The organism is Agrobacterium sp. lyk4-40-TYG-31 (assembly GCF_030209855.1).
GTDB lineage: Bacteria > Pseudomonadota > Alphaproteobacteria > Rhizobiales > Rhizobiaceae > Agrobacterium > Agrobacterium vaccinii.
Window position 1 is genome coordinate 1 of record NZ_JARVRE010000021.1, and the last position, 22,496, is coordinate 22,496.

A 22,496-nucleotide genomic window follows, 5' to 3' on the forward strand; every position below is an offset into this window, starting at 1 on the left:
TGACCACAGCAGGTCGTTCCCCTACATAGGTCAGATCACTCTCGCCGATTGACAGTACCGTGTCCGAAACACCCTCATGGTCTCCTGCAGCCATCCTTTCACGCAGCCGTTTCGCCATCGGACTGTAAGCCAAGCGAAGGTCTTCCTGTGACACCTCGCTGGCTGATTTTGAAATATATTGGTAGATGGGCAGCCCATTGGCAGAAAGCACGACGGCGGCATCATGGCTGAAGTAGGTGTCCATCCACTGCCCAAGGTTCACGTTAAGCCAATCCTGATCACGGTCCTTAGTTCTGATGACGGCGTCGTCCCACACGGTGGCACTCTCTTGATCGTGAGCGACCGAAGATCGGATTTTTGAAACGATGAGGGTGGCCAAACCCTTCTGCCGTTCCACGGCGACCTCGTCAATTTCGGCGGCAGACCAGTAAAGGGTGCCGAGTAACATCGCTCCAACCAAAGCGGACACGCTTGCCGGAAGGCCCCATTTCGCGAACCATTGTGACTGCCTAATCATGCGCCATCTGCCTTTTCGTTGGACAAACCCTACAGCATCTGGGTTAAGCCTGAGGGAATGGACAGAGTTAACGATCCTCTTTTCCTTCGCTCCAAATTACCAGGTTCCCTAGCGCGCTATGAGCATCGTAATCGAGGTGCTGTCCACCTTTGTAGTTGAGGCTCAATGCGGCTCGAAACATCATTAATCCCATGCGGATAGCGTCCAACGGGAAGATGAGTACAGGCGCCTTGCGCTATGATCTGCCAAATCCGAACCGATCCACTGGAATAGCAACCGGCTTGAACTGAATCGACCCGAGGTCCGGCTCCAAGGGATTGATCATTTGTGCGACGACCTGATATCCGATCGACAGGTCAGCAATTCCTGCATTGTCGGCCTGTGCCAACCTGAACTTCTAAATAGTTTACAGTCCCGCCCCGGTCTGGGGGGCAATTTGAGAGGTAGGAAATGCCTGAGCTCATCTCAAGAGAAGATGCACGTCTGTGTGCCAGTATCGTCAAGGAGGTCGCCCGTGCGCAAGGTCTCGTTCGAGAGCCGTCCGCGATTGGGAGGCTAACGGTATCAGTGGCCAGGCTCTACAATGAAGGCCTGCGAGATTGCGACCAGCTTCTTGCTGCGGCATTGCTTCTACCAAAGTGATGACAAGTTAAATGAGGAACCCCATCGATGGTATTCTCAATCCTTGGCATGTGACGTAGGACTGCCGGGGCTTACAGTATCAGGCTGTTAACGCGGATCACATATTCTTTAGAGTGTCCGCTGCTCGCAGCAGCTACGGAAGCCGCGCTGGACGGTTATCCGTCAGTCCGAGAAAGACCTATGTTCAGTGTTGTCTATCTTATAGTTGTGACTTTCGCTTTGATCGTAGCGGTGGCTTCGGGTGCCGTGATCAGTCTCCTGCTGACCCTTGCAGCCTCCGTGGTGGGAGCCATATTTGCTGCGTGTCTGCAATGGCCAGAGCCGATGATTTGGTTAGCGCAGCTGGCCGCCCCCGTCCTTCTGCTGATTGGGTTGACGGCGGCGCGGCTCTTCGACCGGCTAGGCAAAGAAGCCAACTTTCGCCACCGCCGACGGCCAGCGGAAGATTTTTGGCCAGACGCGTAATCAATTTGAGCAAGAGACGTAATAGCCTGCTCTTGAAAGAATTCGAACCATCGAAACGCGGTTCGTGCACGCTAAGCTTTTGACAATCCCTGCCACAGTATCCAAATGCCGCATGGCGCTAAATTCACAGCGCAGATAGTGTTTGAAATGTGTCGCTAGCGGCACTGTGGGGATAAGCCCATGCAACTGACCCAGAACAAGCTTCTCTGAGCATGGTGGGTCCGCCGCGGGCGTACCTTGTCCCCCAAGAACATTTGATTTTTCAAGGAAACAAGCATGAACTGCCGAGAGTTCAATCTTCTGATGGCCGCTACCGGAGCTGGCCTTTTCTTACCAATGCTGCCGCCGCTGAAGACGCGCAGTCCCTTGCCGACGGACCGGTTTTCGTGATGCTGATCCATCCGAAAATGATCCTTTTGGATCTTATTGGTCCGATGACTGTGTTCAACATGACCAAGGGCAAGGTGCATCTCGTCTGGAAAGGCCAGACGCCGGTTTCAACGGATGTCGGGATTCCCGTCGCCGCTATGACGATCTTTTAGGACTGCCCGCGCAAAGCGGATGTCTTCTTCATTCCGGGCGGCCTCACCGGCTCGACCGAGCTGATGGGGGATACGGAAACACTCTCCTTCGTTGTGTTTCGGCATGGAATATTGACCCCTCTGGCGGGGTGATCGGCTTCAAATTTTGACCCTCCTCCTGTTTCATCTGTCCGTTCGTCTCTTGAAGGCGAATGGAGGGGGAGTTGAAGCGAGTGGATACGATTGCACGTGTTCGTCGAGCCTTTCATGTTCAAGGCTGGTCGGTGAAGAGGATAGTCCGGGAACTGCATGTCTCCCGTAATACGGTTCGCAAGATATTACGGACCGATGAGACGGACTTTTCTTACGAAAGAGAGCGACAACCGTTACCGAAGACGGGTCGGTGGAAGGCCGAGATCGAGCGTTTCCTCGCTTTGAATGAAGGCAAGCCCTCTCTTGAACGCCTGACGCTGATCCGGATTTACGAAGAGCTTCCGGCGCTGGGTTATGACGGCAGCTACGATGCTATCCGACGCTACGCGAAAGGATGGTCGAAGGATCGAGGTGCCGTGACGGCCGAAGCCTATGTGCCGCTCCACTATGCACCTGGCGAGGCCTATCAGTTCGACTGGAACCATGAGATCGTTCTGATAACGGTGTGACGACCACGGTGAAAGTCGCTCATGTCCGCCTCTGCCACAGCCACATGATGTTTGCCCGAGCCTATATGCGTGAGAGCCAGGAGATGGTCTTCTACGCCTACGACAAGGCCTTCGACTTCTTCCGTGGCACCTGCACGCGCGGCATCTACGACAATATGAAAACGGCGGTCGAGGCGGTCTTTATCGGCAAGGAGCGGCTGTACAATCGCCGCTTCCTGCAGATGTGCAGCCACTATCTCGTTCAACCGGTCGCCTGCACACCTGCATCGGGATGGGAGAAGGGTCAGGTCGAGAACCAAGTCGGCCTTGTGCGCGAGCGCTTCTTCACGCCGCGTCTCAGGGTCAAAAGCCTGGAGGAATTGAATGCTTGGCTCCTCGATAAATGCGTTGCCTATGCCAAGGCTCATAATCACCCCGAACAGACGACGCAGTCGATCTGGCAAATGTTCGAGGCCGAGCGTGGCAGCCTTGTGCGCTACGTTGGTCCATTTGACGGGTTCCACAGCGTCCCAGCCTCGGTGTCGAAGACCTGTACCGTCCGCTTCGACAACAACAAATATTCGGTCCTGTCGACAGCCGTCGGCCACCCGGTCGAGGTTCACGCCTAACGGGCGCAGTCGGCGACCGGCTCATGGGCAAGCCGAAGCGCATCCGGGATTTGAAGTGTTGCCGACGGAGCCGGATCGCGGCTTCGCGCCAGAATGTTGATGATCACCGAGGCCGAGCAGACGTCGTGATCAAGCGCTTCCTGGCAGGCAGCTTCGACGGTGGTAAGACCATCGGCAGGAACGCATCCGAGTATGGTGACCATCTGTCGATCACCGTCGTCCGCGCTCTTCAATCGCTTGCGGACCTTTTCCATCGCGGTTGGCAAGACCCATTCGCGGAAGGGAGCGCCATTGCACAAGGCACCAGGTTTGCGAGCGAGGGCAGGAACATAGTGCCAGGGGTCGTAGACAGTGTCGCCACGACCAAAGCTGCGCCGGTGTTCAGCAACCGTCACTCCATCCTGTTTTATGACGATCCGATCAGCATACGACAGGCTCAGGAGGGCAAGTTGATGGAACGCACACAGGTTCTCGAACTGATGAGCACATTAAAGCTCTATGGAATGCGTAGTGCCTACGACGAGGTCATGGGCAACGGTATCAAGCGGCAGTACGAACCACCGCGCATTGTCGGTGACCTCCTGCAGTCGGAAATCGCCGAGAAGCAGGCAAGCTCCATTCGTTACCAGCTCACCATCGCCAAGCTGCCGCTGGCGAAAGACATCGATGACTTTGATTTTGCAGATACGCCCATCAATGAATCCCTGGTGCGGGAGCTGGCCCACCGGCACCTTAGTCGCCGACCAGCGCAGTGTCGTCCTTGTCGGCGGCACTGGAACAGGTAAGATCCATCTCGCCATTGCAATTGCGCGTGCGCTCATTCGTAACGGCACGCGTGGGCGCTTCTACAATGTCGTTGACCTGGTCAAACGCCTAGAAATGGAGACACGCAACGGTAAACAAGGACGGATAGCCGATTATCTTATGCCTCACGTCGTCCGAGCAGAAATGCTTAATACCAGAAATGACAGACCCTACGCCCGAACAAATCGAAAAACTCGCTACCGCATTTGAGCGCTTTTCCCGTCGTTTCAAGGTCGCGGAGGCAGCGGCCGTTATGAACAACTCGCTCAACCCCCTCGACATTCAGGCGCTTCTTTTTATCGAGGAGCATCCCGCGTGTAACCTGGGGGATGTTGCCCGGCACCTTCAGGTCGCTCTGACGACAATGTCGTCTTCGGCCGACCGGCTGGTCCGTCGGGGCATGATTGAACGGCAGCGGCCTGAGGCAAACCGCAGGTCAGTCGCTTTGACGATCACGAACGAGGGGAAGCAAGCGGTTGCTGGCTATATCGATGGATATCGAGCCTCATGCAAAGCGATGCTGCAGGCGCTCGATTCCGTCGACCAGTATCCGCCAATTGCGGGCTTCGTACGTTCGCTGTTACCATAACCTCTCGCTCAGTATCGGTAGTGGTGCTGTTTTGTGGGCAATGCGACATGCTGGCAATCCCGGCTTGGAGCAAGTCGATCACGTAAAGGAAGGTGAACCTGCCTTACCGCTCAAAATCATGGAGTAACGTATGTCCGAGAATTCCGAGTTGGTTGAAGACCTAGTCGGTGCGATCATCAATTCTGACCAAATCGAACAGCAGAACTGGCAGACGTTTTCGCTGGTAATTGTTTTCCAAGACGACAGGGTGAGCGAAACCTACGGCTATTCCTACGATGTTGAGGGAGAGTGGGAAGCATTTTCGGTTCGGCCACGTTTGGTCAACGCGGAAGCAGGCTCATACAGGGATTGGCTGAAGCAGGAGAATGACAAAGCGGTTATCAAGATGCTCGTTCAGTTCAATCGAGCGAGCAATAAGTTCAATGTCGATTTCGAGTATGAAAATCCCGCACGCTGGAGCGTAACGCCTTCAAACGTGAACGAAATCACCAAGGAACTTCATCCACAACTATGAGGCTCGGTTTGGCCTGCAGATGAGCCGTAGGACGTATGCGTACTAGAGGTCCAAGGCTACATGTCCAACATTGATGCAAAAAGGTAGTCGGTCCGCCCGGCACTGTTAGGCCGGACGCTTTCGATGTCCAAGACACGGTCCTGATCCAACAACCAGTGAAACCAAATAAACGAAAAAGATCACCTTCTGAACTTTGCAGGTCAAAATTTGCCATAATGCATTTTCGTGAGATGGAGCAATTATGTCTGAGAACATGGAATATATGGGCGCAATCGCCAAGGCTATATTTAACTCCAAAGAAATGCAGCAGCTAGACTGGACGCAGGCCTCAATCGTCTTTGAAGTAGACGACGATGGTTATCTCACCGGCACGTATGGTTATGCCTATGATACATTCGGCAAACCCAACGCAGTGGCACCAGACATAGACGACGTCGAAGCGCCAGTCTTGGCCTATCGCGAGTGGCTACTCCAGAAGGGCGATAAAGGCTTCATCAAGTTACTTTTCCAGTTCGACAGGGTGAATTCGAAGGTAAACGCCGATTTTGAGTACGAAACCCCGGCACGCTGGAATGTCACCCCGGCAAATATCGACAGGATCATGGACGAATTGGCCCCCAAGTTCGGAGATTGATACGCAAGCTCGCGTTTCAGACTTCCTGCATTCAAACGCTGGCATTAGGCAATGACCGCTTTGGACCGATAGGGGACTTCGCTCGTTTGAGTGTCATTTCGCACTCATCCTGAACCGACCCTTTAAATGGGGGCAGCGTGAGAGAGACCGCCACCGTCAGATCTCGTCGATTGTCCGGAGACCCGCGATAAAGTCCGGAAGGGACCTCGACACTTTGGCAACGCCTTGGTCGTTGTCGCCTTCTCCGATCGGATCGAAGGCAAGCGGCCAAAAATAAACGGCTCCGTCATCAGTCGTTCCATCGACCATTAGGAAGCTATTTCCACCATCTGCCGTGCCAAAAACAATATATCTTGGATCGAGTCTGCCAGGAGTTTCTTCACTGACAACAAGCGTACGATGAAAGTCGACAACCTGTTCGGCGTCATTTATCATGATCTGGATTTCTCCAACCATGTCGGTGCCATCGGGAAATCTGCCTTTAAAATAAAGTTCCTGATTTTCCAGGCTAATGCCACCCGACTCCAGAAACATTTCTTTAAGATCGGCAGGGATGCGCAAGCCTGTGGCATCTTCCACTTCCTTGACATCATTAGTCGACCATCTGAATTGTGGATATTCCTGAAAGCCCGGCTTCTGTCTCAAGTAATCCATGGCAGACGAAAGGCGTTCGTTCATTCCGCTAGTCCCTTCTTCAAGCTAAAAGCCGAGGATACCGATCTGCGATGCCCTTTGCTACCTTCATGACGGCTTCGCGCCGATACTGTTGAAAAACTCTCCACACTCACGTCGGGTATTTTTTCACTGAAATGGAATTGCGCATCCGGCGGCCAACGAGACGAATGCCGCAAACCAATTTCCTTCTGTTTGTACGCAAGGGAATTTCATTTCAGGATGGTCTCGCCAGCATCGCTCTGCGAGCATTCCTCGGGAGTTTTCAACATTATCCGACAGGAGCGGTCATTGCGTCTCATCGCTGCACTGCGTAATCTGCGAAGGAGCGTACGGAAGTCATCGATATTAATCGACCCAAGCGGGGCTGGCAAAAGTCGTCTTGCCGCGCGGTTTGCGGCTGCGTGGCAAGAGGTGCGTTTGACGCAGTAATTCAGGAGGTTTTAGTGCGCGCGATCGCCATTATTATCGCCACGGTGGTGTCGATCTATGCCGGATCATCTGCTGCCGCTTCCGTGGAAATGACGGTCGACCGTCTCATCAGCATTGTATGGCTTCCGACATCCAGGACGTATCCGCCAAGGGCGGCGAGCTCGGATGGCAGCGCATGTCCGAGGCGGATACGTCAGAATGGCGTTCGGCGTTCCAGCGATACAATGGGGGATCGGTCGAGGTGGTTGGCTGGAAGCGCGAGCAGTCCGACAGCACGGATTCGCTGTAGTTCTGGATCGCCGTCGGGCCCAATGGTCGTCAGGCGTGCACATACTCCACGAAGCACCCTGCTGGCCTTGTTGACGCGCTGATAGCCCGACTCGGTTCGCCGAACGATTTCGAGAAGATGGAGGAGATCGAAAGCACAACAGCCTTCTGGAATAAGGAAGGGGTAGAGTACGCTTTCTCGCAGACAGGATCGTCCGCGCTGATCCAGATCAGCAAGGGTCGATGATGGCTACGGTCACACGATTAACCTGCTAACTGTCGGGCAGGCTTCGGAAGTCATGTCCTATAGGCATGGTGTCCGCGATCCTCGACAATTCGGGACTTTGCTGCCGTTGCACAACCTGCAGGTTCCGTCTAGCCTTTCGAAAGCAAGCCAATCCTCTGAGGTCAAATCCATTGAACCCGATCGACGTTATAATCGACGTGATATGGCGGTCTATAGAGCGCCGGAATCGCAAGGATTGGGTGTTGTTGTTGGGAGGGGTCCTTATTCTTAGCCTGGTTGGACTGAGCTTATTCCTACAGTTCCGCTAAAATAACAGTCGCACGCAACGACAACGTTCGCAATGGCCGGAAGGCGCCTTCCGCTTCGCGCCACAAGCGGTCATTCTGTTTTTGCGTAGCTACAAACCCGATGGTTCAGGCGAGAGCCATCCACCGTGTAGTTGCTTTAGTTCGACAACTTCAGCCTCGGTTGTTGGAAAGAGGTCAAAGCCACCGTCGTACGGAGCGAAAACTTTGCCAGTCTTGCGGCTGAACCACAGCGTTGGTCCCGTTCGATCTTTGGAAATGTCGACCAGTAGATCGTTGAACTTTTTGGCATTCCATACTACCGGGAGCGCAGATGCCACCCAATGAAAGTCATCTTCCGTGTCGAGATACCGAAGTTGAGGGTCGAGTTGAGCCGTGAGCGGCTTCCAATACGGTTTTTCATACTCTTCAATTCGGCATTGCACGAGCCAACATGGTTCGCCTTCGCCCAGAAATTCATTGCCCAAGATGATTGCCCGTTTTCGAACTTCGTTGCGCTCAAAACGATTTGACGGATACCGATCACTATTTGGCAAAGCATGAAAGCGAACCCAGGGTTTCCCTGACATCTCTCGCAGCTCGAATCCTAGCGGAGGCACCTCGCCATGAAACTCGACCCACTCTTGTTCAAACGAGTTCATACTGTCTCGCCTCATTGTAATAAGTACTCAGATAGTCTGTCACGACGTGGCCGCATCGCAAAGTCTGCTATTGGCCGATAGCGTCGCTCATTTCGCGAAAGGCGAACATGACTGCGCGGCTTGATGACGATCGATCCGGCTATTCCGAGCTAGGATTCGGCACTGTCCCTCGTCCGAGAGCGGACGTTACTGCCTGCTGTCATATTGCTTCAACAGTTGGCAAACTCGTTCGACGTGCTCCCGGAGGTTCGCGTTCGCCTCCCTGTCTCTTCTCGGGTTTCCACTCCATATATAGAAATCGAAAATACCCCGTCCACCTGTTACAAACGGCCACCAAGCCTGACCGACAGATGCGATGCGCTGCTCAGGGGCAAAAGCTTCGTCACGTATCTCGGATATCAGTCCCTCAATGAAGCGAGCTGAACCATCTTGCGCCTGATGTAAGGTCTTCCAAATGGCGACGAGGTTCTGGTCAAGTTGCTCCTCGATCGTGTCGGCATTCATTGCCTGCTCCAAAGTGTGCCTTCGTTCGATATCCTATAAAGCAGAGTTATTGAAACGACAGATACTAGAAAACGTGTCCCGCACCCAAGCTGTCCGCTTGGCACCAACCACTGCCTTGGCAGCTGGATTTGAGAGAGGATAGTGTGAGTTCATTCGAGCCGGCGCTTTTTCGAACCGGACCTCTTTCGGCGCAAAGCAGCCAATGTGGCTGGTCTGGTAGCAGTTATTTTGGAGTTTTGTCCTTGAAATCCTCAGCCGCGACTGGCGCACGATACGGTGCTGCTGGGTGCAGATAATCCGGACAACGTATCCCACCGATTTACGGGAACAAATGCCCCGCTATCGTCGGACATCAGACGGCGTGAAACAGAAAAATCCCTGCGAAGCACGAATCTCAACTCTCCAGTCTGCGTGGTCGTTGAAGATTGAATAAGTTGCCCAACAGGATCAGACCCGCGCCAGTTGCAGTGAAGACATCAATTGCTTCCGCATACAGGAGATATCCGATCAATGCCGATGCGGGCACCCGGAGATAATCCATCGGCATCACTACTGTCGCGTCTGCATGAGCAAGAGCTTTGGCCATGCAAAAGTGAGCGAACGATCCCGTGAATGCCAACAGGAAGATCCATGGCCATGTCGAAGAAGACGGCCATGTCCAGACACTGAGCGCTGGAACGACGCCGATGATTGACTGGATAACAAGCATCCAAAACAGGATCTTTGTGGCCCCGTCAGACCGCGTGAGCGCTTTGGTGCTAACGAAGGATATAGCGAAAGCTACAGCGGCTCCAAGCGTTATGATATGACCTGGATTGAGCGGAGCCCCACCCGGACGGACAATCACAGCGACCCCCGCCAGTCCAAACAGAATGACGATGCCCTTCCGCCATGTCAGTGGTTCCTTAAGAAATATGGCGGCCAGAAAAGCGGCCCAGATCGGCGCAGTGAATTCGATCGAGATCACTTGCGCCAAGGGTATTAAAGTCAGTCCCAAAAGCCAGGCGTATTGCCCCAAGTAGTGCGCGACATTGCGACCGATGTGTCTGAGGGGAATGCTGGTCCGCATCTCCCTGAGCCCACCCTCCCGATAGACCAGCGGTAACAGCATGAAGAAGGCGATGACAGAACGCATTTCCATCGCCTGGAAAACGTTGAGTTCGTGAGTAACAACGCGACCGGAGACTGACATCAACAGCAACAGCAACAGCGATAGCATCATCCATGCTGCCGCTTTCACGGTCGATTGCTTGCTACTCATAGCGGTGTCTTTCAGAAGGGAAAACGGACGGGATAGCCACGCTTGCATTAGGAGAAATTGGGAGGGAGCACTTAGACTCTAATAACATGATTGCCCCGCCTGTCACGCTATAACAAGGCGTGGACAACGTCTGATTTCATACCTTGGATGAGCCAATATAAGTCAGCAAACTAACCGACATGTAGTAGTAGGACCGCTTTGCCGGTTGCTACCGCTATTTTGTTTGTGAAACCTAGACGCGATAACGGCTTAAACGCACAATTTCTCCGTAGGTGCGCGTCCTGAAGACTGTCCACCTCGGAGCCATGTCCTTTCTTGTTGTTCCCACTCATACGAAGATCACTTCCTGATTGAACCTCCCGGCGTAGCAACTCCGCTTCCCAATAGCATATTCTGAATCTCACGCAGACTGCGTGATCGGGAATTGACACCGGCGCTAATCATAGATATTTTATGTCCACGATTAGGAGATACACCATGAAACTAAGCGACGGCGTCGAACAGGCCATCCACTGCACGGCATTTCTGGCGGGGCTATCGGAAGATGGCGTGCTGTCGGCGGCGGCGCTGGCTGAACTCCACGGCGTATCGACGAGCTACCTGCTGAAGCATCTGCAGGCGCTGTCTGGCGCCGGGATCGTCGCAACGACGCCGGGTCCGAAGGGTGGATATCGGCTGGCCAAGACGCCTAAGGAGATTAGTCTCCTAGACATCGTCCTGGCGGTCGAGGGACCAGCCCCGGCCTTCCGCTGCGCCGAGATCCGCCAACGTGGGCCGAACCCTCTTCCGAAGCGCTACTTCACCAAGCCCTGCCAGATCAACGCTGCGATGCTGAAGGCCGAGAGGGCCTATCGCGCAGAACTCGCCAAGGTGTCCGTCGCGGAGCTTCTGGCGGACCTCGGTGCAGACGACGACGGCGGTATCGCGGCCCGCGGATGCGCCTTCCTCGAACGCCATGAACGCAAGACGGGCAATCGGGCCTCGTCATAGGAGAAAGCACCATGACCAATATGAAGAAGGTCGTCGTCATCGGCGGCACGGGCCTGATTGGCTCGAAGGCACTGAAACTGCTGCAGGAGGCTGGCCACAAAGCCGTCGCCGCAAGCTCCCGCAACGGCATCAACGCCTACACGGGCGAAGGACTGGCCGAGGCGCTTGCGGGCGCCGACGCCGTCATCGACGTGTCGAATATGACGTCCTTCGACAAGGCCGTCATCACTGACTTCTTCGGCACGTCGAGCCGCAACTTGACGAGCGCCGAACAGGCCGCAGGCGTGCGCCATCACGTCGTCCTCTCGATCGTCAACGCCGACCAGCTCGCTGCCAATCCCTACATGGCCGGCAAGCTGGCGCAGGAAGAGACCGTCGCGGCGTCGGGCCAAGGGTACACTATCGTCCGCGCGACGCAGTTCCATGAGTTCATCGAGACCCTGGCCGGCGCCTATGCGGCCGACGGCGCGGTGAAGGTGCCGGATATCGACTTCCAGCCGATCGCGGCCGACGACGTCGCCGCTGCTTTGGTGGAAGCCGCGCTCGGCGAGCCGAAGAACGGAACCGTCAACCTTGCCGGGTCTGAACGGGGACCGTTCGCGTCCTTCATCCGGACCTATCTCGCTGCCAAAGGTGACGCTCGTCCGGTCAACGCCGACGCCTCCGTCGACTACTTCGGTGCTCCCGTTGTCGCCGGCTCACTGGTTCCCAGCGGAGACTACATCAAGGGCGCGACCACGATCGCCGAATGGATTAGAACATAGGAAGGAAGAATGATGAAGACTATCCTCTATGCCGCTACGGCACTTGCGGTCTCTCTGACCACGGCTTCCGCTCATGACGTCGCCAAGCCTGGACTTGCACATGACTCGAAGGACGCGAAGGTGACGCTGGTTTACGAGCATCCCCTCCCAGACGTTCCAGGCAAGAGCGTCAAGGGCGTGCTCGTCGAGTACGGCCCTGGCGGCTACAGTTCAGCTCACACCCATGCAAAATCCGCCTTGATCTATGCGACGGTTCTCGAAGGCGCCATCCTAAGCGCCGTGAACGGCGGCGAGACGAAGACCTTTATCGCCGGTCAAAACTTCACCGAGCTGCTGGGCGACCGCCACGACGTCAGCACCAACGCCAGCAAGACCGAGCTGCCGAAGCTGCTCGCCGTCTTCGTCGTCGACACCGATGACACCGCCCTGAGGACGCCGCGCAAGCCGTAGCGCTACCTACCAGACCTACCCCCTCCCCTACTGCACAAGCAAAGAAGGTTTCTCCGGCGAACGGAGAGCCGTGCCCACGAGAAAGGAAAACAATATGTCCCGCATGAACTGGTCCGAAGTCGCCCCCGAGGGTGCCAAGGCGCTCTTCGGCGTCCATCACTACGTCACCAAGAAAACGAACCTGCCTGAAGAGCTTATTCATCTCGTCTTCCTGCGGGTGTCGCAGATCAACGGCTGCGCCCATTGCATCGACATGCATAGTCGCGATCTGCGCAAGACGATGTCCGTCGATAAGATCACGCTTGTTCCGGTCTGGGACGAGGTGCCTCACCTGTTCAGCGAGCAGGAACGAGCAGCACTAGCCTGGGCTGAAGAAGTCACTGATGTCAGCCAGACCCATGCGTCGGACGAGGCCTATGCGGCCGCAGCGGCCGCCTTCGAACCGAAAGACCTCGTCGATCTAACGATTACGATAGCCGCGATGAACGCCTTCAATCGCCTCGGCGCACCATTCCGTCTTCCTGTGGCGGCCTAGGCCTGATCAGCGTCCGGTCACCGAGCGACGAACAACCCTGCCGGTCCGCCTGGGCCGTCAGGGTGTTCCGCTCACAGAGGCGATCCCAACATCCGCTTCGCCGTCTCCCAGAGACGGGCGGAGTTGTCCTCATCAACGGCGTATCCTGCCACGCCCTTGAACGGCCCCGGCCCGCGCTCGTTGACCACAGGGGCCTCCTGACAGTCGTCGAAATATTTTCCGGAGATGCCCTTCACGAGAGGCGAAGCCGCAAGCAAGACCGACGTGGCCGCCCCCTGCTCTATCGTCTTGCGCAGATGCTCAGGCGTCCGAAGACCGCCGGTGTGCTTTTGCAGTCCCGTTGCAATCGCCCCGGGATTGAGCGCGTTAGACGTGATGCCGTCGCTGGCCCAGTTCTTGGTGATCCCGACGGACATCAGGATGCAGGCTGTCTTCGACTGTCCATAAGCAATCAGCGGATCGTATGGAATGAAGCGGAAGTCCGGATCGTCCCAGAACACGGGCGCGAAGAGGGTGCCGGCCGAGGCGACAGAAACAACACGTGCGCCATTCGCCTCCGCCAGATGCGGCCGCAGGCCGAGGGTCAGCGCGAAATGCCCCAGATAGTTCGTGGCGAACTGCATCTCCCGGCCTTCTGCAGTCCGCTGCAATTCCGGAATGGCCATAACGCCCGCATTGTTGACGAGGACGTGAAGAGGGTCGCTCCAGCTCTCTGCAAAATCCTGGACGGAAGAAAGATCGGAGAGGTCGAGCCGGCGAACACGCAGGCGGGATTCGGGCATTGCCCGCTTCAGCTCCGCGACAGCCTTTTCGGCTTCGTCCGGTCGGCGGGCAGCAATAGTCACGGCCGCCCCTGCTGCGGCGAGGGCGCGGCTCGTCTCTAGTCCAATCCCCGCTGCTCCGCCGGTCACGATGACGTTGCGGCCTGCGAGATCGACGCTCGCCAAGACATCGGCGGCGGTGGAAGAGAACCCAAATGGGATGGACAAAGTCATGGTCATTCTCCTTCGAACATTCTGGCTTGCCCCAAAGATAAGCACATGGCATTCGTGAACTAGATGGTTAAGCTTGCACACAATGATGAGATAATTCGAACAGCCGGCTCGCTGCCACCCGGTGAGCTAGCAGCCTTTCTTGCAGTTGCCGAGCATGGAGGATTTCGGGCTGCGTCAAGAATGCTCGGCCAGACGCCTTCGGCCTTGAGTCATGCGGTCGCGGGCCTGGAACGGCGCCTGAAGGTGAAGCTTTTCCACAGATCCACCAGACATGTTTCGCTGACGGAACCAGGCCGAAGGCTAGCGGAGCGCCTAACGCTGGCGTTCAGCGAGATAGGACTAGCTGTCGAAGAACTGCGCGAACAAGTCTCCAAGCCATCCGAGCTCGTCCGGATCAACTGCGACTCCAATGCCGCTGAGCAGGTTTTGATGCCTTTACTGATGCGCTTCATGAAGCTGCAGCCAGCGATGCGCTTCGAGGTCAAATCCGAGGGCCGATTAGTTGACATCGCCGAGGGAGCCTTCGACTGCGGTGTGCGGGCAACCGAACTCGTTTCCGGAGAAATGATTGCTATCCCGATCGGTCCGGATCAACAGCATATTGTTGTCGCGTCGCCAGCCTATCTCAATGATGCGCCGCCCGTCGGAAGTCCGTTGGATCTCGCTCTGCACCAGTGCGTTCAGCTTCGCATGGCGGGTGGCTCGATTTATCGGTGGGAGTTTCAGCGTCGTGGTGAGGACGTTGTCGTGTCAACGAGTGGCAATCTCGTAGTCGACCAGTCGAGGCTTCTTCTGGTCGCTGCGCTGGACGGCTGTGGGCTTGCCTATGTAACGCGATGGATGGCGGCGGACGCAATTGCCGACGGAAGACTGAGGCAGGTGCTGGCAGAGTGGACGCCACCCTATCCGGGTCTGTGCCTTTACTACCCGAGGCACCGCCACATCGGAGCGGGAATGCGCGCGTTTCTCGACTTTCTAAGATCCTCGCGGTCCGATCCGACGTCTTGATGGGAATCGAACCTCCGACCACCTGCTCTTAAATGTAAGTCACTTAAGATCAGGATACTTGTACCTTCAGACCCCGCAGGCGTGATCGAGTCCGCCAATGCAGTCATGCACCCGTTGAAGAGCGGCGGTGAACCCTTCTCCGGGCACACCACCAGTAGATGGAACCGTTCGCTCTCATGAGGGCACCCGTGGCCCGTCTCTAACAGCCGTATGGCGCTCTAGGCGAAGCAAATTATGGATGTAAGCACTAATGGGGAATTCGAACCGCCTCGCAAAACGAGCGGCCGACGTGATGTGAATCTGTTGAGCGGAAAGCGCGGCTGCCGACTGTACCATCCGAACTCGAATTCACTGGGTGGAACCCGTAGCGCGCTTCACGGTTTATCGCCCTGACCTCTAAAAAGGAGAAATATGATGGACGACACCCGACACCCTACTCGGCCCTATCCTGAACAACAGCAGCAGCCACCAGGCCAGACAGCGGAGATGAAACCGGTCCCGGATCATGGCGAAAAATCCTACAAGGGTGCTGGCAAGCTCATAGACAAAGTCGCCCTCATCACCGGGGCCGACTCCGGGATTGGAAAGGCCGTTGCCATCGCTTTTGCCCGAGAAGGCGCCGACATCGTCATTTCCTACCTCAACGAGGACGGCGACGCTCGCGACACAGCGAAGTGGGTCGAAGAAGCCGGGCGCAAAGCTCTTGTCATTCCTGGCGACATCAAATCAGAAGAACACTGTAGGGATCTCGTTCAGCGCGCCGTCGACGAGCTTGGTGGCATAGATATTCTAGTAAACAACGCTGCATTCCAGCGAACCTATGGCGACATTACCGACATCTCGGCCGACGAATGGGACGAAACTTTCCGTACCAATGTCCACGCACCGTTCTTCCTGTCAAAGGCCGCCTCGCCTCACATGAAGCCGGGCAGCTCAATCATCAATACGACCTCGATCCAGTCACGGCAGCCGTCGCCGCAACTGCTCGCCTACGCTTCTACTAAGGGCGCGATTTCAAACTTCACGGCGGGTCTCGCTGAGATGTTGGCTGAAAAAGGCATCCGAGTAAATGCGGTCGCTCCGGGGCCGATTTGGACACCCCTTATCCCCTCGACCATGCCGGCTGAGAAAGCCGCAAAGTTTGGAGAAAATACTCTTATAGGCCGAGCTGGACAGCCAGCAGAGCTGGCGGGGGCCTACGTTCTTCTAGCGTCTGATCTAGGGAGCTACATGACAGGAGCCGTCGTTCCTGTGACGGGCGGCGAGATCATGATCTGATACGCACATGGCCGGCGGCCAACTCGGCTGCCGGCCATTCTCAAGACTTTGAGGACGCCGAATCTGTCTCGTGAGATGGCAGTAGTTTTCAGTCAATCCAGATGACAGACACAAGCGAATATCGAACACTCCATCCGCTTTTATCCACTTATTAAAAAGATAATAAATGCTCGTTTTCTTACAAAGCTATGCTCCCGTTGTTTCGGCGATAGCTAGCCTGGGCACGCTGCTGATCTGGGCGATCTATCTTCATATCTTCGTAGGAGGTCACCTTCGTCAAATAAAGCCAATGTTGGTCATAAACCGTGGGGAGGGGCGAACCTTGGGTGCAAGCTGCCTTGTGACCAATATGAGCCGTGAACCCGTCCACATCCAAAGCGTGGTTGCAACTGTGACCACCCAAGAAATGACCTATAATGCCTATATTACAGATGCAGAAGATATACGGGGATCTGGAAGAACAAGCGATTGGCAGCGTCTGACGCGGCAAGGACCTCTTCAACCGGGTACAATGGTCGATATGGGTACTTTCGGGTGCATATTGGACTTTGCAGCGCGGTCATGGAGTAACGAACCTGCATTTATTGACTCCCATTTCGGAGAACTGGCAACAGGCGTAGAGATCACGGTTCTTGGTATTTACGGGTCTGAGGACCTTCTAATCGGCGCTTCACGCAGTTTCGAGATAGATCGCTCAAAGTCAGAGATTGAGCTTCGGGCGGTGACGGCCTTGACACGCCAACTCACTGCAAAGAAGGAAAGAAAAAGATTGCTCCACGCTATTGAGGAGCAGCTCTAGTCGCACTCGTTCGTCCTTGCTCGGCAACACATCCCACGTCGCCGAGAGACCGTAGCGGACAAATCGTAACGATGACCACGCGGCAATCTGCGGCATGATCGTCGTCCTGTTGTGTTAAGCCGCGACCTCTAGAACGTCGCCACAGACAAAGTCCAAAGGGATTTTGCGACAGGCACAGAGATGGCTACGGTCTGCGCTGAGCGCTGAATTATATCACTGTCCCGGATGAGTCCAAACGCTAGAAAAGGGTTGCGGCTCGCATCTACGTGACGTGATACCGGCAAGTCGCGTGGGAAATGCTGAACATTAGCGTCGTGCCGCGAAAAGCTGTGGGGCCGCGCACTGACTAAAAATTGATCCTGTTCCAGCTTGGAGACTTCCAAAAGGAAAATATGCCGGATATCTAATGGACCGGTCGTGTTTGCCGAAGCCAGATTTGGTCGTGTTTGAGGAGTAGGGAGTTGAGCGACGATTCTATCCCAATGACGTCTTCTGTTCATCCGGAACTCGACTTCCTGTCTGGGGGCGGAGAAATGGGTGCGCTGATGCGCGCGCACGATTGGTCATCGACGACGCTCGGACCCGCACAACGCTGGCCGCAAAGCCTCAAGACCGCCGTTCGAATCATGCTTCTGTCCCGGCAGCCGATCTGGATTGGCTGGGGTGACGAGCTGATCTATCTCTATAATGATTCCTACAAATCTATCATAGGTGGCAAACATCCATGGGCGCTCGGCAAGCCCACGGCCGATGTTTGGAATGAAATCTGGGACGATATTGGGCCGATGCTCGCAACAGCGATGAGCGGTCACGAGGGAACTTACGTCGAAGAGCAGTTGCTCATCATGGAACGTAACGGCTATCCCGAGGAGACCTACTACACATTTTCCTATACGCCGATTCCCGATGACGACGGCACTCCCGGGGGTATCATCTGCGCGAACACCGACGACACCCAGCGTGTCATTGGCGAACGGCAGCTTGCCCTGCTTCGGGAATTGGCAACAACTGCGTCAGACGCCCGGACTTGGCAAGATGCCTGTGAACGAGGCGTAGCGGCCCTTTCCGTCAACCCGCACGACGTGCCATTTGCCCTCCTCTACATGACAGGCCCGGACGGGCAAATCGCGGAACTCTCAGCCACCTGCGGGACAGATGCTAAACGATCAAATTTTCCGACGACCGTAGTTCTCGCAAGGAATTCCGTTTGGCCGATCGAGCGGGCCCTCCGCTCTCAACAACACGTACTCGTTTCCGACCTCCACGGCAAAGTCGGTACCCATCTGCCGATGGGACCGTGGCGCGTACAGCCCACTGATGCAGCAATCGTTCCGGTTATGCCTACGGGTGAGACCGGGCGGGCCGGAGCGCTGATCATTGGTCTCAATCCTTATCGTCTTTTCGATGAGGCCTATCAAAGCTTCCTGCAGCTCATCGCCGGCCAGATCGCTGGCTCCATTGCCAACGCTCAGGCTTATGAGGAAGAACGCCGGCGCGCGGAAGCCCTGGCAGAACTGGACCGTGCGAAAACGACGTTCTTCTCCAATGTCAGTCACGAGTTTCGGACACCTCTCACGTTGATGCTCGGGCCGCTCGAGGAAGCGATGGCGGATGCGAGCGAGCGCGAACTCGGGACCCGTGCCCGGCTTGACGTCATCCACCGCAACGGAATGCGACTGTTGAAACTGGTCAACTCGCTCCTGGATTTCTCACGGATCGAAGCCGGTCGAACTCATGCCAGTTTCGAGCCAACCGATCTCAGTGCGTTGACCGCTGAGCTTGCCAGCAACTTCCGATCGCTCACAGAACAGGCCGGTCTTCGTCTTCTACTTGACTCTCCTCCATCGCAAGCAGAGATCTTCGTAGACCGCGACATGTGGGAAAAGATCGTACTCAACCTCCTGTCGAACGCTTTCAAGTTTACCTTTGAAGGCGAGATCCGCGTCGGCGTGAAGTTTGGCAAAAACGAAGCAACGCTGACCGTCGAGGACACCGGCACGGGGATCCCGGCAAGCGAGCTGCCGAGACTGTTCGAGCGGTTCCACCGCGTTGAGGGCGCTAAAGGTCGAAGCTTTGAAGGCAGTGGTATCGGACTGGCGCTGGTGCAGGAACTGGTTAAGCTGCATGGAGGGACGATCGACGTCACCAGTGAAGAGGGCCGAGGCACCACCTTTACGGTGACGATCCCTAAGGGAACGCAGCACCTACCCGCGGATCGACTGCAGGCGGGCCAGTCCAACGCCCCCACATCTGTCCGTGCAGGCGCGTTTGTCGAAGAAGCCTCAAGATGGCTGCCTGTTCAGCCCGATGACGGCGACTACCAAGCAGAAATACTCTCGACAGTCAGACCGAGCTCTGCCAAGCGCCAACGGATCCTTCTGGCTGACGACAACGCCGACATGCGCGACTATGTCCGGCGCCTGCTGAGCGCCGATTATGAAGTCGAGACCGTCAATGATGGCCAGGCTGCCCTTGAGGCGATCCGGGAAAGGAAACCTGCCCTGCTGCTGTCTGACGTGATGATGCCAAGGCTCGATGGGTTCGGCTTGATCCAGGCCATCCGGGCAGAACCGGCGTTTGCCGATATCCCGATCATCGTGCTGTCGGCACGCGCCGGCGAGGAAGCCAGTGTCGAGGGTCTGACTGCAGGCGCCGACGACTATCTCGTCAAGCCGTTCTCCGCCCGAGAGCTGAGTGCTCGCGTGGCGGCAACCCTCGCGATGGTTCGGGTGAGGCACGAGATGGGCGAGCGCCTTCGTGAAGAAGCCCGCTCACTGGAGACGCTTAACCGCGTTGGCAGCGTCATTGCCGCAGAGCTCGATCTGGATCAGGCCGTTCAGGCTGTCACCGACGCAGCGACCGAACTGACCGGTGCGCAGTTCGGCGCGTTTTTCTACAATGTCTTCGATGATAAGGGCGAGAGCTACATGCTCTACACGCTCTCAGGTGTGCCGCGCGATGCGTTTTCGTCCTTCCCGATGCCTCGCAATACTGCGGTCTTCGGGCCGACGTTTGCCGGGGAGGGTATTGTCCGCTCAGACGATATTACTGCGGATCCACGCTACGGAAAGAATGCCCCTCATCATGGCATGCCAAAAGGCCATTTGCCTGTTTGCAGCTATCTCGCCGCTCCCGTACTGTCCCGATCCGGGGAAGTGCTCGGCGGGCTGTTCTTCGGCCATTCCGAGCGTGGTGTGTTCACGGAGCGCGCCGAGAGGCTGCTGTCAGGCATCGCGGCGCAGGCCGCGATCGCCATCGACAATGGTCGTCTATACAAAGCGGCACAGAAAGAAATCGCCGAGAGAACCAGGACAGAGGACGCGCTACGTCAAAGTGAAACCCGGCTCGCCCATCTCAATGAAAACCTCGAAGCCACGGTGGCAGAGCGGACGCAAGAGCGCGATCGCACCTGGAACCTGAGCCGTGACCTTCTTGGCGTCGCTGATCGCAATGGCGTGTGGTCCAGCGTAAATCCCGCCTGGACGACGACACTTGGCTGGCAGGCGGATGAGATCATTGGCAAGACGTCCGAATGGCTGGAACATCACGACGACGTGGAAAAGACCAGGAACGAAGTGAGTCACCTCGCAAGTGGTGGCATTACACCGAGCTTCGAAAACAGGTTTCGCTGCAAGGATGGAACGTACAAATGGCTGTCATGGACTGCTGTCCCTGAGGGCGACCTCATCTATGCCGTTGCCAGGGATGTCACTGAGGCGAAAGAGCAGGCCGAAACATTACGGCTCGCAGAGGAGCAACTGCGTCAATCGCAAAAACTTGAGGCGGTTGGAAAGTTGACTGGTGGGGTGGCCCATGACTTCAACAACCTGTTGCAGGTCATCGGTGGCAACCTTCAGCTGCTGACGAAGGACATGGTTGGACATGACAAAGCCCAGCAGCGGTTACAAAACGCGCTGGCAGGCGTCACGCGCGGTTCGAAACTGGCATCCCAACTTCTTGCCTTCGGACGGCGGCAGGCATTGGAGCCAAAGGTGGTCAACCTCGGCCGGCTCATCCGTGGCTTCGATGACATGCTTCGACGCGCGCTCGGAGAAGGGATTGAGGTCGAAACGGTGGTATCGGGCGGTTTGTGGAACACGCTTGTCGACCCCAACCAGGTGGAAAATGCCATCCTCAATCTTGCGATCAATGCGCGCGACGCGATGAATGGCCACGGCAAGCTGACGATAGAAGCCGGCAATGCGTCGCTCGATGACACCTATGCTGCGAAACACGCGGATGTGGCCGCTGGGCAGTATGTCATGTTGGCGGTGACTGACACCGGTTCGGGCATGACGCCGGAGGTCATAGAGCAGGCTTTCGAACCATTTTTCACAACCAAGCCAACCGGGAAAGGCACTGGCCTCGGTCTCAGCATGGTTTGGGGGCTTGTGAAACAATCCGAAGGGCATATCAAAATTTACAGCGAACCCGGCGAGGGCACGACGATCCGTATCTACCTGCCCCGTTCGCGACAGCAGGAAGATCTTGCCGTCGACATGGACACCGGACCCGTGGTCGGCGGATCAGAAACCGTTCTTGTGGTCGAGGACGATGAAGAGGTCCGCGCTACCGTCATCGAACTTCTCACCGATCTCGGTTACAGGGTGCTTCGTGCGAGCGATGCTCAGTTGGGGCTCGCCGTCATCGACAGTGGCGTCCCAATTGACCTCCTGTTCACCGACGTCGTCATGCCTGGGCCACTGCGCAGTCCGGAACTGGCCCGCAAAGCAAAAGAGCGGTTGCCAAACATCGCAGTCCTATTTACCTCTGGCTATACCGACAACGCGATCGTTCACGGTGGTCGCCTTGACGAAGGCATCGAACTTTTAAGCAAGCCATATACGCGCGAAGGTTTGGCGAGGAAGGTGCGGTACGTCCTCAACAACCGCACGCCTGCGCAGCCGGACGCTGCACCATCTCCGTCCCAACCGCCTGCAGAGACCGCTGCGACTGTCGCTTCGGAAATCGCGGTGCCCTCGCCTTCCCGTTTGCGCATCCTTTTGGTCGAAGACGAGCCGCTTATCCTGATGAGCACGACGGATATGCTGGAGACGATGGGCCATACGGTGTTCGAAGCGACGAGCGCAGAAGAAGCTCTGTCGGTGTTTGAAAGGGAAGACATTGATGTCCTCCTCACTGACCACGGCCTGCCGGGAATGTCGGGCGCGGACCTTGCGGTAGCCTGCAGGCGCAGGCGGCAGGCCCTGGGGATCATCTTCGCATCAGGAGCGGTGGAGGTTCCGAGAGTCGAAGACCATGAGTTGATTGCCGATGCTATCGTTCTTGGAAAACCATATGATGAAGCGGCGCTTGAACTGGCAATCGAACATGTCAGAAAAGGGTCCTGCCCTTGAAGGTCATGGCAGCACCGCTGGTGATATGTTAATTG

The 22,496-nt window shown here is 56.2% G+C and carries 19 protein-coding genes and 3 pseudogenes; 15 read left to right on the forward strand and 7 right to left on the reverse strand.

Features of this window, described 5'->3' with window-relative positions:
• On the reverse strand, positions 1-469 hold a 469-nt coding region (locus QRN55_RS23730; RefSeq protein WP_284778541.1), incomplete at its 3' end, for a CHASE4 domain-containing protein.
• A 1,367-nt stretch (positions 470-1,836) separates the two neighbouring features.
• Here QRN55_RS23730 and QRN55_RS23735 point away from each other — a divergent pair.
• Together QRN55_RS23735 and istA are read left to right on the forward strand one after the other, a co-directional pair.
• Positions 1,837-2,166: a type 1 glutamine amidotransferase family protein gene (locus QRN55_RS23735; protein WP_284778542.1), complete on the forward strand. Its 330-nt coding sequence runs from the start codon at positions 1,837-1,839 to the stop codon at positions 2,164-2,166.
• 203 nt (positions 2,167-2,369) lie between these two features.
• A pseudogene (gene istA, locus QRN55_RS23740) lies at positions 2,370-3,412 on the forward strand (IS21 family transposase); the annotation flags it as partial.
• Here the strand turns inward: istA and QRN55_RS23745 are convergent.
• A pseudogene (locus tag QRN55_RS23745) lies at positions 3,412-3,846 on the reverse strand (IS21 family transposase); the annotation flags it as partial. The pseudogenes istA and QRN55_RS23745 overlap by 1 nt on opposite strands.
• Before the next feature lie 21 nt (positions 3,847-3,867).
• On the opposite strand from QRN55_RS23745, the pseudogene QRN55_RS23750 reads away from it, so the two are divergent.
• The 4 genes and pseudogenes from QRN55_RS23750 to QRN55_RS23765 all read left to right on the forward strand — a co-directional run.
• A pseudogene (locus QRN55_RS23750) lies at positions 3,868-4,339 on the forward strand (ATP-binding protein); the annotation flags it as partial.
• 40 nt (positions 4,340-4,379) lie between these two features.
• The gene (locus tag QRN55_RS23755; RefSeq protein ID WP_284778543.1) at positions 4,380-4,808 is read left to right on the forward strand and encodes a MarR family winged helix-turn-helix transcriptional regulator; all 429 of its coding nucleotides are present in this window, start codon (positions 4,380-4,382) and stop codon (positions 4,806-4,808) included.
• 130 nt (positions 4,809-4,938) lie between these two features.
• Positions 4,939-5,322: a hypothetical protein gene (locus QRN55_RS23760; RefSeq protein ID WP_112500418.1), complete on the forward strand. Its 384-nt coding sequence runs from the start codon at positions 4,939-4,941 to the stop codon at positions 5,320-5,322.
• A gap of 241 nt (positions 5,323-5,563) precedes the next feature.
• Positions 5,564-5,956: a hypothetical protein gene (locus QRN55_RS23765; RefSeq protein WP_284778544.1), complete on the forward strand. Its 393-nt coding sequence runs from the start codon at positions 5,564-5,566 to the stop codon at positions 5,954-5,956.
• 156 nt (positions 5,957-6,112) lie between these two features.
• On the opposite strand, the gene QRN55_RS23770 is transcribed toward QRN55_RS23765, so the two are convergent.
• Positions 6,113-6,634: an SMI1/KNR4 family protein gene (locus QRN55_RS23770; protein WP_111838551.1), complete on the reverse strand. Its 522-nt coding sequence runs from the start codon at positions 6,632-6,634 to the stop codon at positions 6,113-6,115.
• A 544-nt stretch (positions 6,635-7,178) separates the two neighbouring features.
• On the opposite strand from QRN55_RS23770, the gene QRN55_RS23775 reads away from it, so the two are divergent.
• Positions 7,179-7,349 carry a hypothetical protein gene (locus QRN55_RS23775; protein ID WP_284778545.1) on the forward strand — a complete coding sequence of 57 codons (171 nt, stop codon included), beginning with the start codon at positions 7,179-7,181 and terminating at the stop codon, positions 7,347-7,349.
• 622 nt (positions 7,350-7,971) lie between these two features.
• Here the strand turns inward: QRN55_RS23775 and QRN55_RS23780 are convergent.
• From QRN55_RS23780 to QRN55_RS23790, 3 genes are all read right to left on the reverse strand, one after another.
• Complete coding sequence (locus QRN55_RS23780; RefSeq protein ID WP_284778546.1) at positions 7,972-8,520, reverse strand: DUF3885 domain-containing protein; 549 nt, start codon at positions 8,518-8,520, stop codon at positions 7,972-7,974.
• A gap of 186 nt (positions 8,521-8,706) precedes the next feature.
• A complete protein-coding gene (locus tag QRN55_RS23785) occupies positions 8,707-9,024 on the reverse strand; it encodes a hypothetical protein (protein ID WP_284778547.1) in 318 nt (105 codons plus the stop codon).
• Between the two features lie 394 nt (positions 9,025-9,418).
• Complete coding sequence (locus QRN55_RS23790) at positions 9,419-10,285, reverse strand: DMT family transporter (protein WP_112500413.1); 867 nt, start codon at positions 10,283-10,285, stop codon at positions 9,419-9,421.
• Between the two features lie 477 nt (positions 10,286-10,762).
• Here QRN55_RS23790 and QRN55_RS23795 point away from each other — a divergent pair, with 477 nt between their 5' ends.
• From QRN55_RS23795 to QRN55_RS23810, 4 genes are all read left to right on the forward strand, one after another.
• The gene (locus QRN55_RS23795; protein ID WP_284778548.1) at positions 10,763-11,275 is read left to right on the forward strand and encodes an RrF2 family transcriptional regulator; all 513 of its coding nucleotides are present in this window, start codon (positions 10,763-10,765) and stop codon (positions 11,273-11,275) included.
• A gap of 11 nt (positions 11,276-11,286) precedes the next feature.
• Positions 11,287-12,039: an SDR family oxidoreductase gene (locus QRN55_RS23800; RefSeq protein WP_284778549.1), complete on the forward strand. Its 753-nt coding sequence runs from the start codon at positions 11,287-11,289 to the stop codon at positions 12,037-12,039.
• 12 nt (positions 12,040-12,051) lie between these two features.
• Complete coding sequence (locus tag QRN55_RS23805) at positions 12,052-12,489, forward strand: cupin domain-containing protein (RefSeq protein ID WP_284778557.1); 438 nt, start codon at positions 12,052-12,054, stop codon at positions 12,487-12,489.
• Between the two features lie 94 nt (positions 12,490-12,583).
• The gene (locus QRN55_RS23810) at positions 12,584-13,024 is read left to right on the forward strand and encodes a carboxymuconolactone decarboxylase family protein (RefSeq protein WP_284778550.1); all 441 of its coding nucleotides are present in this window, start codon (positions 12,584-12,586) and stop codon (positions 13,022-13,024) included.
• 71 nt (positions 13,025-13,095) lie between these two features.
• On the opposite strand, the gene QRN55_RS23815 is transcribed toward QRN55_RS23810, so the two are convergent.
• Entirely contained in the window at positions 13,096-14,019 is a 924-nt protein-coding gene (locus tag QRN55_RS23815; protein ID WP_284778551.1) for an SDR family NAD(P)-dependent oxidoreductase, read from the reverse strand.
• A gap of 63 nt (positions 14,020-14,082) precedes the next feature.
• On the opposite strand from QRN55_RS23815, the gene QRN55_RS23820 reads away from it, so the two are divergent.
• The 4 genes from QRN55_RS23820 to QRN55_RS23835 all read left to right on the forward strand — a co-directional run bounded on the left by QRN55_RS23820 (position 14,083) and on the right by QRN55_RS23835 (position 22,461).
• A complete protein-coding gene (locus QRN55_RS23820) occupies positions 14,083-15,027 on the forward strand; it encodes a LysR family transcriptional regulator (protein ID WP_284778552.1) in 945 nt (314 codons plus the stop codon).
• A gap of 411 nt (positions 15,028-15,438) precedes the next feature.
• Positions 15,439-16,305 carry an SDR family oxidoreductase gene (locus tag QRN55_RS23825; protein ID WP_284778553.1) on the forward strand — a complete coding sequence of 289 codons (867 nt, stop codon included), beginning with the start codon at positions 15,439-15,441 and terminating at the stop codon, positions 16,303-16,305.
• Positions 16,306-16,471: 166 nt separating this feature from the next.
• Positions 16,472-17,104 carry a hypothetical protein gene (locus QRN55_RS23830; RefSeq protein WP_112500358.1) on the forward strand — a complete coding sequence of 211 codons (633 nt, stop codon included), beginning with the start codon at positions 16,472-16,474 and terminating at the stop codon, positions 17,102-17,104.
• 482 nt (positions 17,105-17,586) lie between these two features.
• Positions 17,587-22,461: a response regulator gene (locus QRN55_RS23835; protein ID WP_112500357.1), complete on the forward strand. Its 4,875-nt coding sequence runs from the start codon at positions 17,587-17,589 to the stop codon at positions 22,459-22,461.
• The last annotated feature ends 35 nt before the right edge of the window (positions 22,462-22,496 follow it).

Coding starts and splice junctions, on each gene's coding strand:
- QRN55_RS23795 (WP_284778548.1), top strand. CDS start 10,763: ATGAAACTAAGCGACGGCGTCGAACAGGCCATCCACTGCACGGCATTT.
- QRN55_RS23785 (WP_284778547.1), bottom strand. CDS start 9,024: ATGAATGCCGACACGATCGAGGAGCAACTTGACCAGAACCTCGTCGCC.
- QRN55_RS23780 (WP_284778546.1), bottom strand. CDS start 8,520: ATGAACTCGTTTGAACAAGAGTGGGTCGAGTTTCATGGCGAGGTGCCT.
- QRN55_RS23790 (WP_112500413.1), bottom strand. CDS start 10,285: ATGAGTAGCAAGCAATCGACCGTGAAAGCGGCAGCATGGATGATGCTA.
- QRN55_RS23815 (WP_284778551.1), bottom strand. CDS start 14,019: ATGACTTTGTCCATCCCATTTGGGTTCTCTTCCACCGCCGCCGATGTC.
- QRN55_RS23800 (WP_284778549.1), top strand. CDS start 11,287: ATGACCAATATGAAGAAGGTCGTCGTCATCGGCGGCACGGGCCTGATT.
- QRN55_RS23805 (WP_284778557.1), top strand. CDS start 12,052: ATGAAGACTATCCTCTATGCCGCTACGGCACTTGCGGTCTCTCTGACC.
- QRN55_RS23760 (WP_112500418.1), top strand. CDS start 4,939: ATGTCCGAGAATTCCGAGTTGGTTGAAGACCTAGTCGGTGCGATCATC.
- QRN55_RS23770 (WP_111838551.1), bottom strand. CDS start 6,634: ATGAACGAACGCCTTTCGTCTGCCATGGATTACTTGAGACAGAAGCCG.
- QRN55_RS23835 (WP_112500357.1), top strand. CDS start 17,587: ATGACGTCTTCTGTTCATCCGGAACTCGACTTCCTGTCTGGGGGCGGA.
- QRN55_RS23775 (WP_284778545.1), top strand. CDS start 7,179: ATGGCTTCCGACATCCAGGACGTATCCGCCAAGGGCGGCGAGCTCGGA.
- QRN55_RS23830 (WP_112500358.1), top strand. CDS start 16,472: ATGCTCGTTTTCTTACAAAGCTATGCTCCCGTTGTTTCGGCGATAGCT.
- QRN55_RS23735 (WP_284778542.1), top strand. CDS start 1,837: ATGGTGGGTCCGCCGCGGGCGTACCTTGTCCCCCAAGAACATTTGATT.
- QRN55_RS23825 (WP_284778553.1), top strand. CDS start 15,439: ATGATGGACGACACCCGACACCCTACTCGGCCCTATCCTGAACAACAG.
- QRN55_RS23810 (WP_284778550.1), top strand. CDS start 12,584: ATGTCCCGCATGAACTGGTCCGAAGTCGCCCCCGAGGGTGCCAAGGCG.
- QRN55_RS23765 (WP_284778544.1), top strand. CDS start 5,564: ATGTCTGAGAACATGGAATATATGGGCGCAATCGCCAAGGCTATATTT.
- QRN55_RS23820 (WP_284778552.1), top strand. CDS start 14,083: ATGGTTAAGCTTGCACACAATGATGAGATAATTCGAACAGCCGGCTCG.
- QRN55_RS23755 (WP_284778543.1), top strand. CDS start 4,380: ATGACAGACCCTACGCCCGAACAAATCGAAAAACTCGCTACCGCATTT.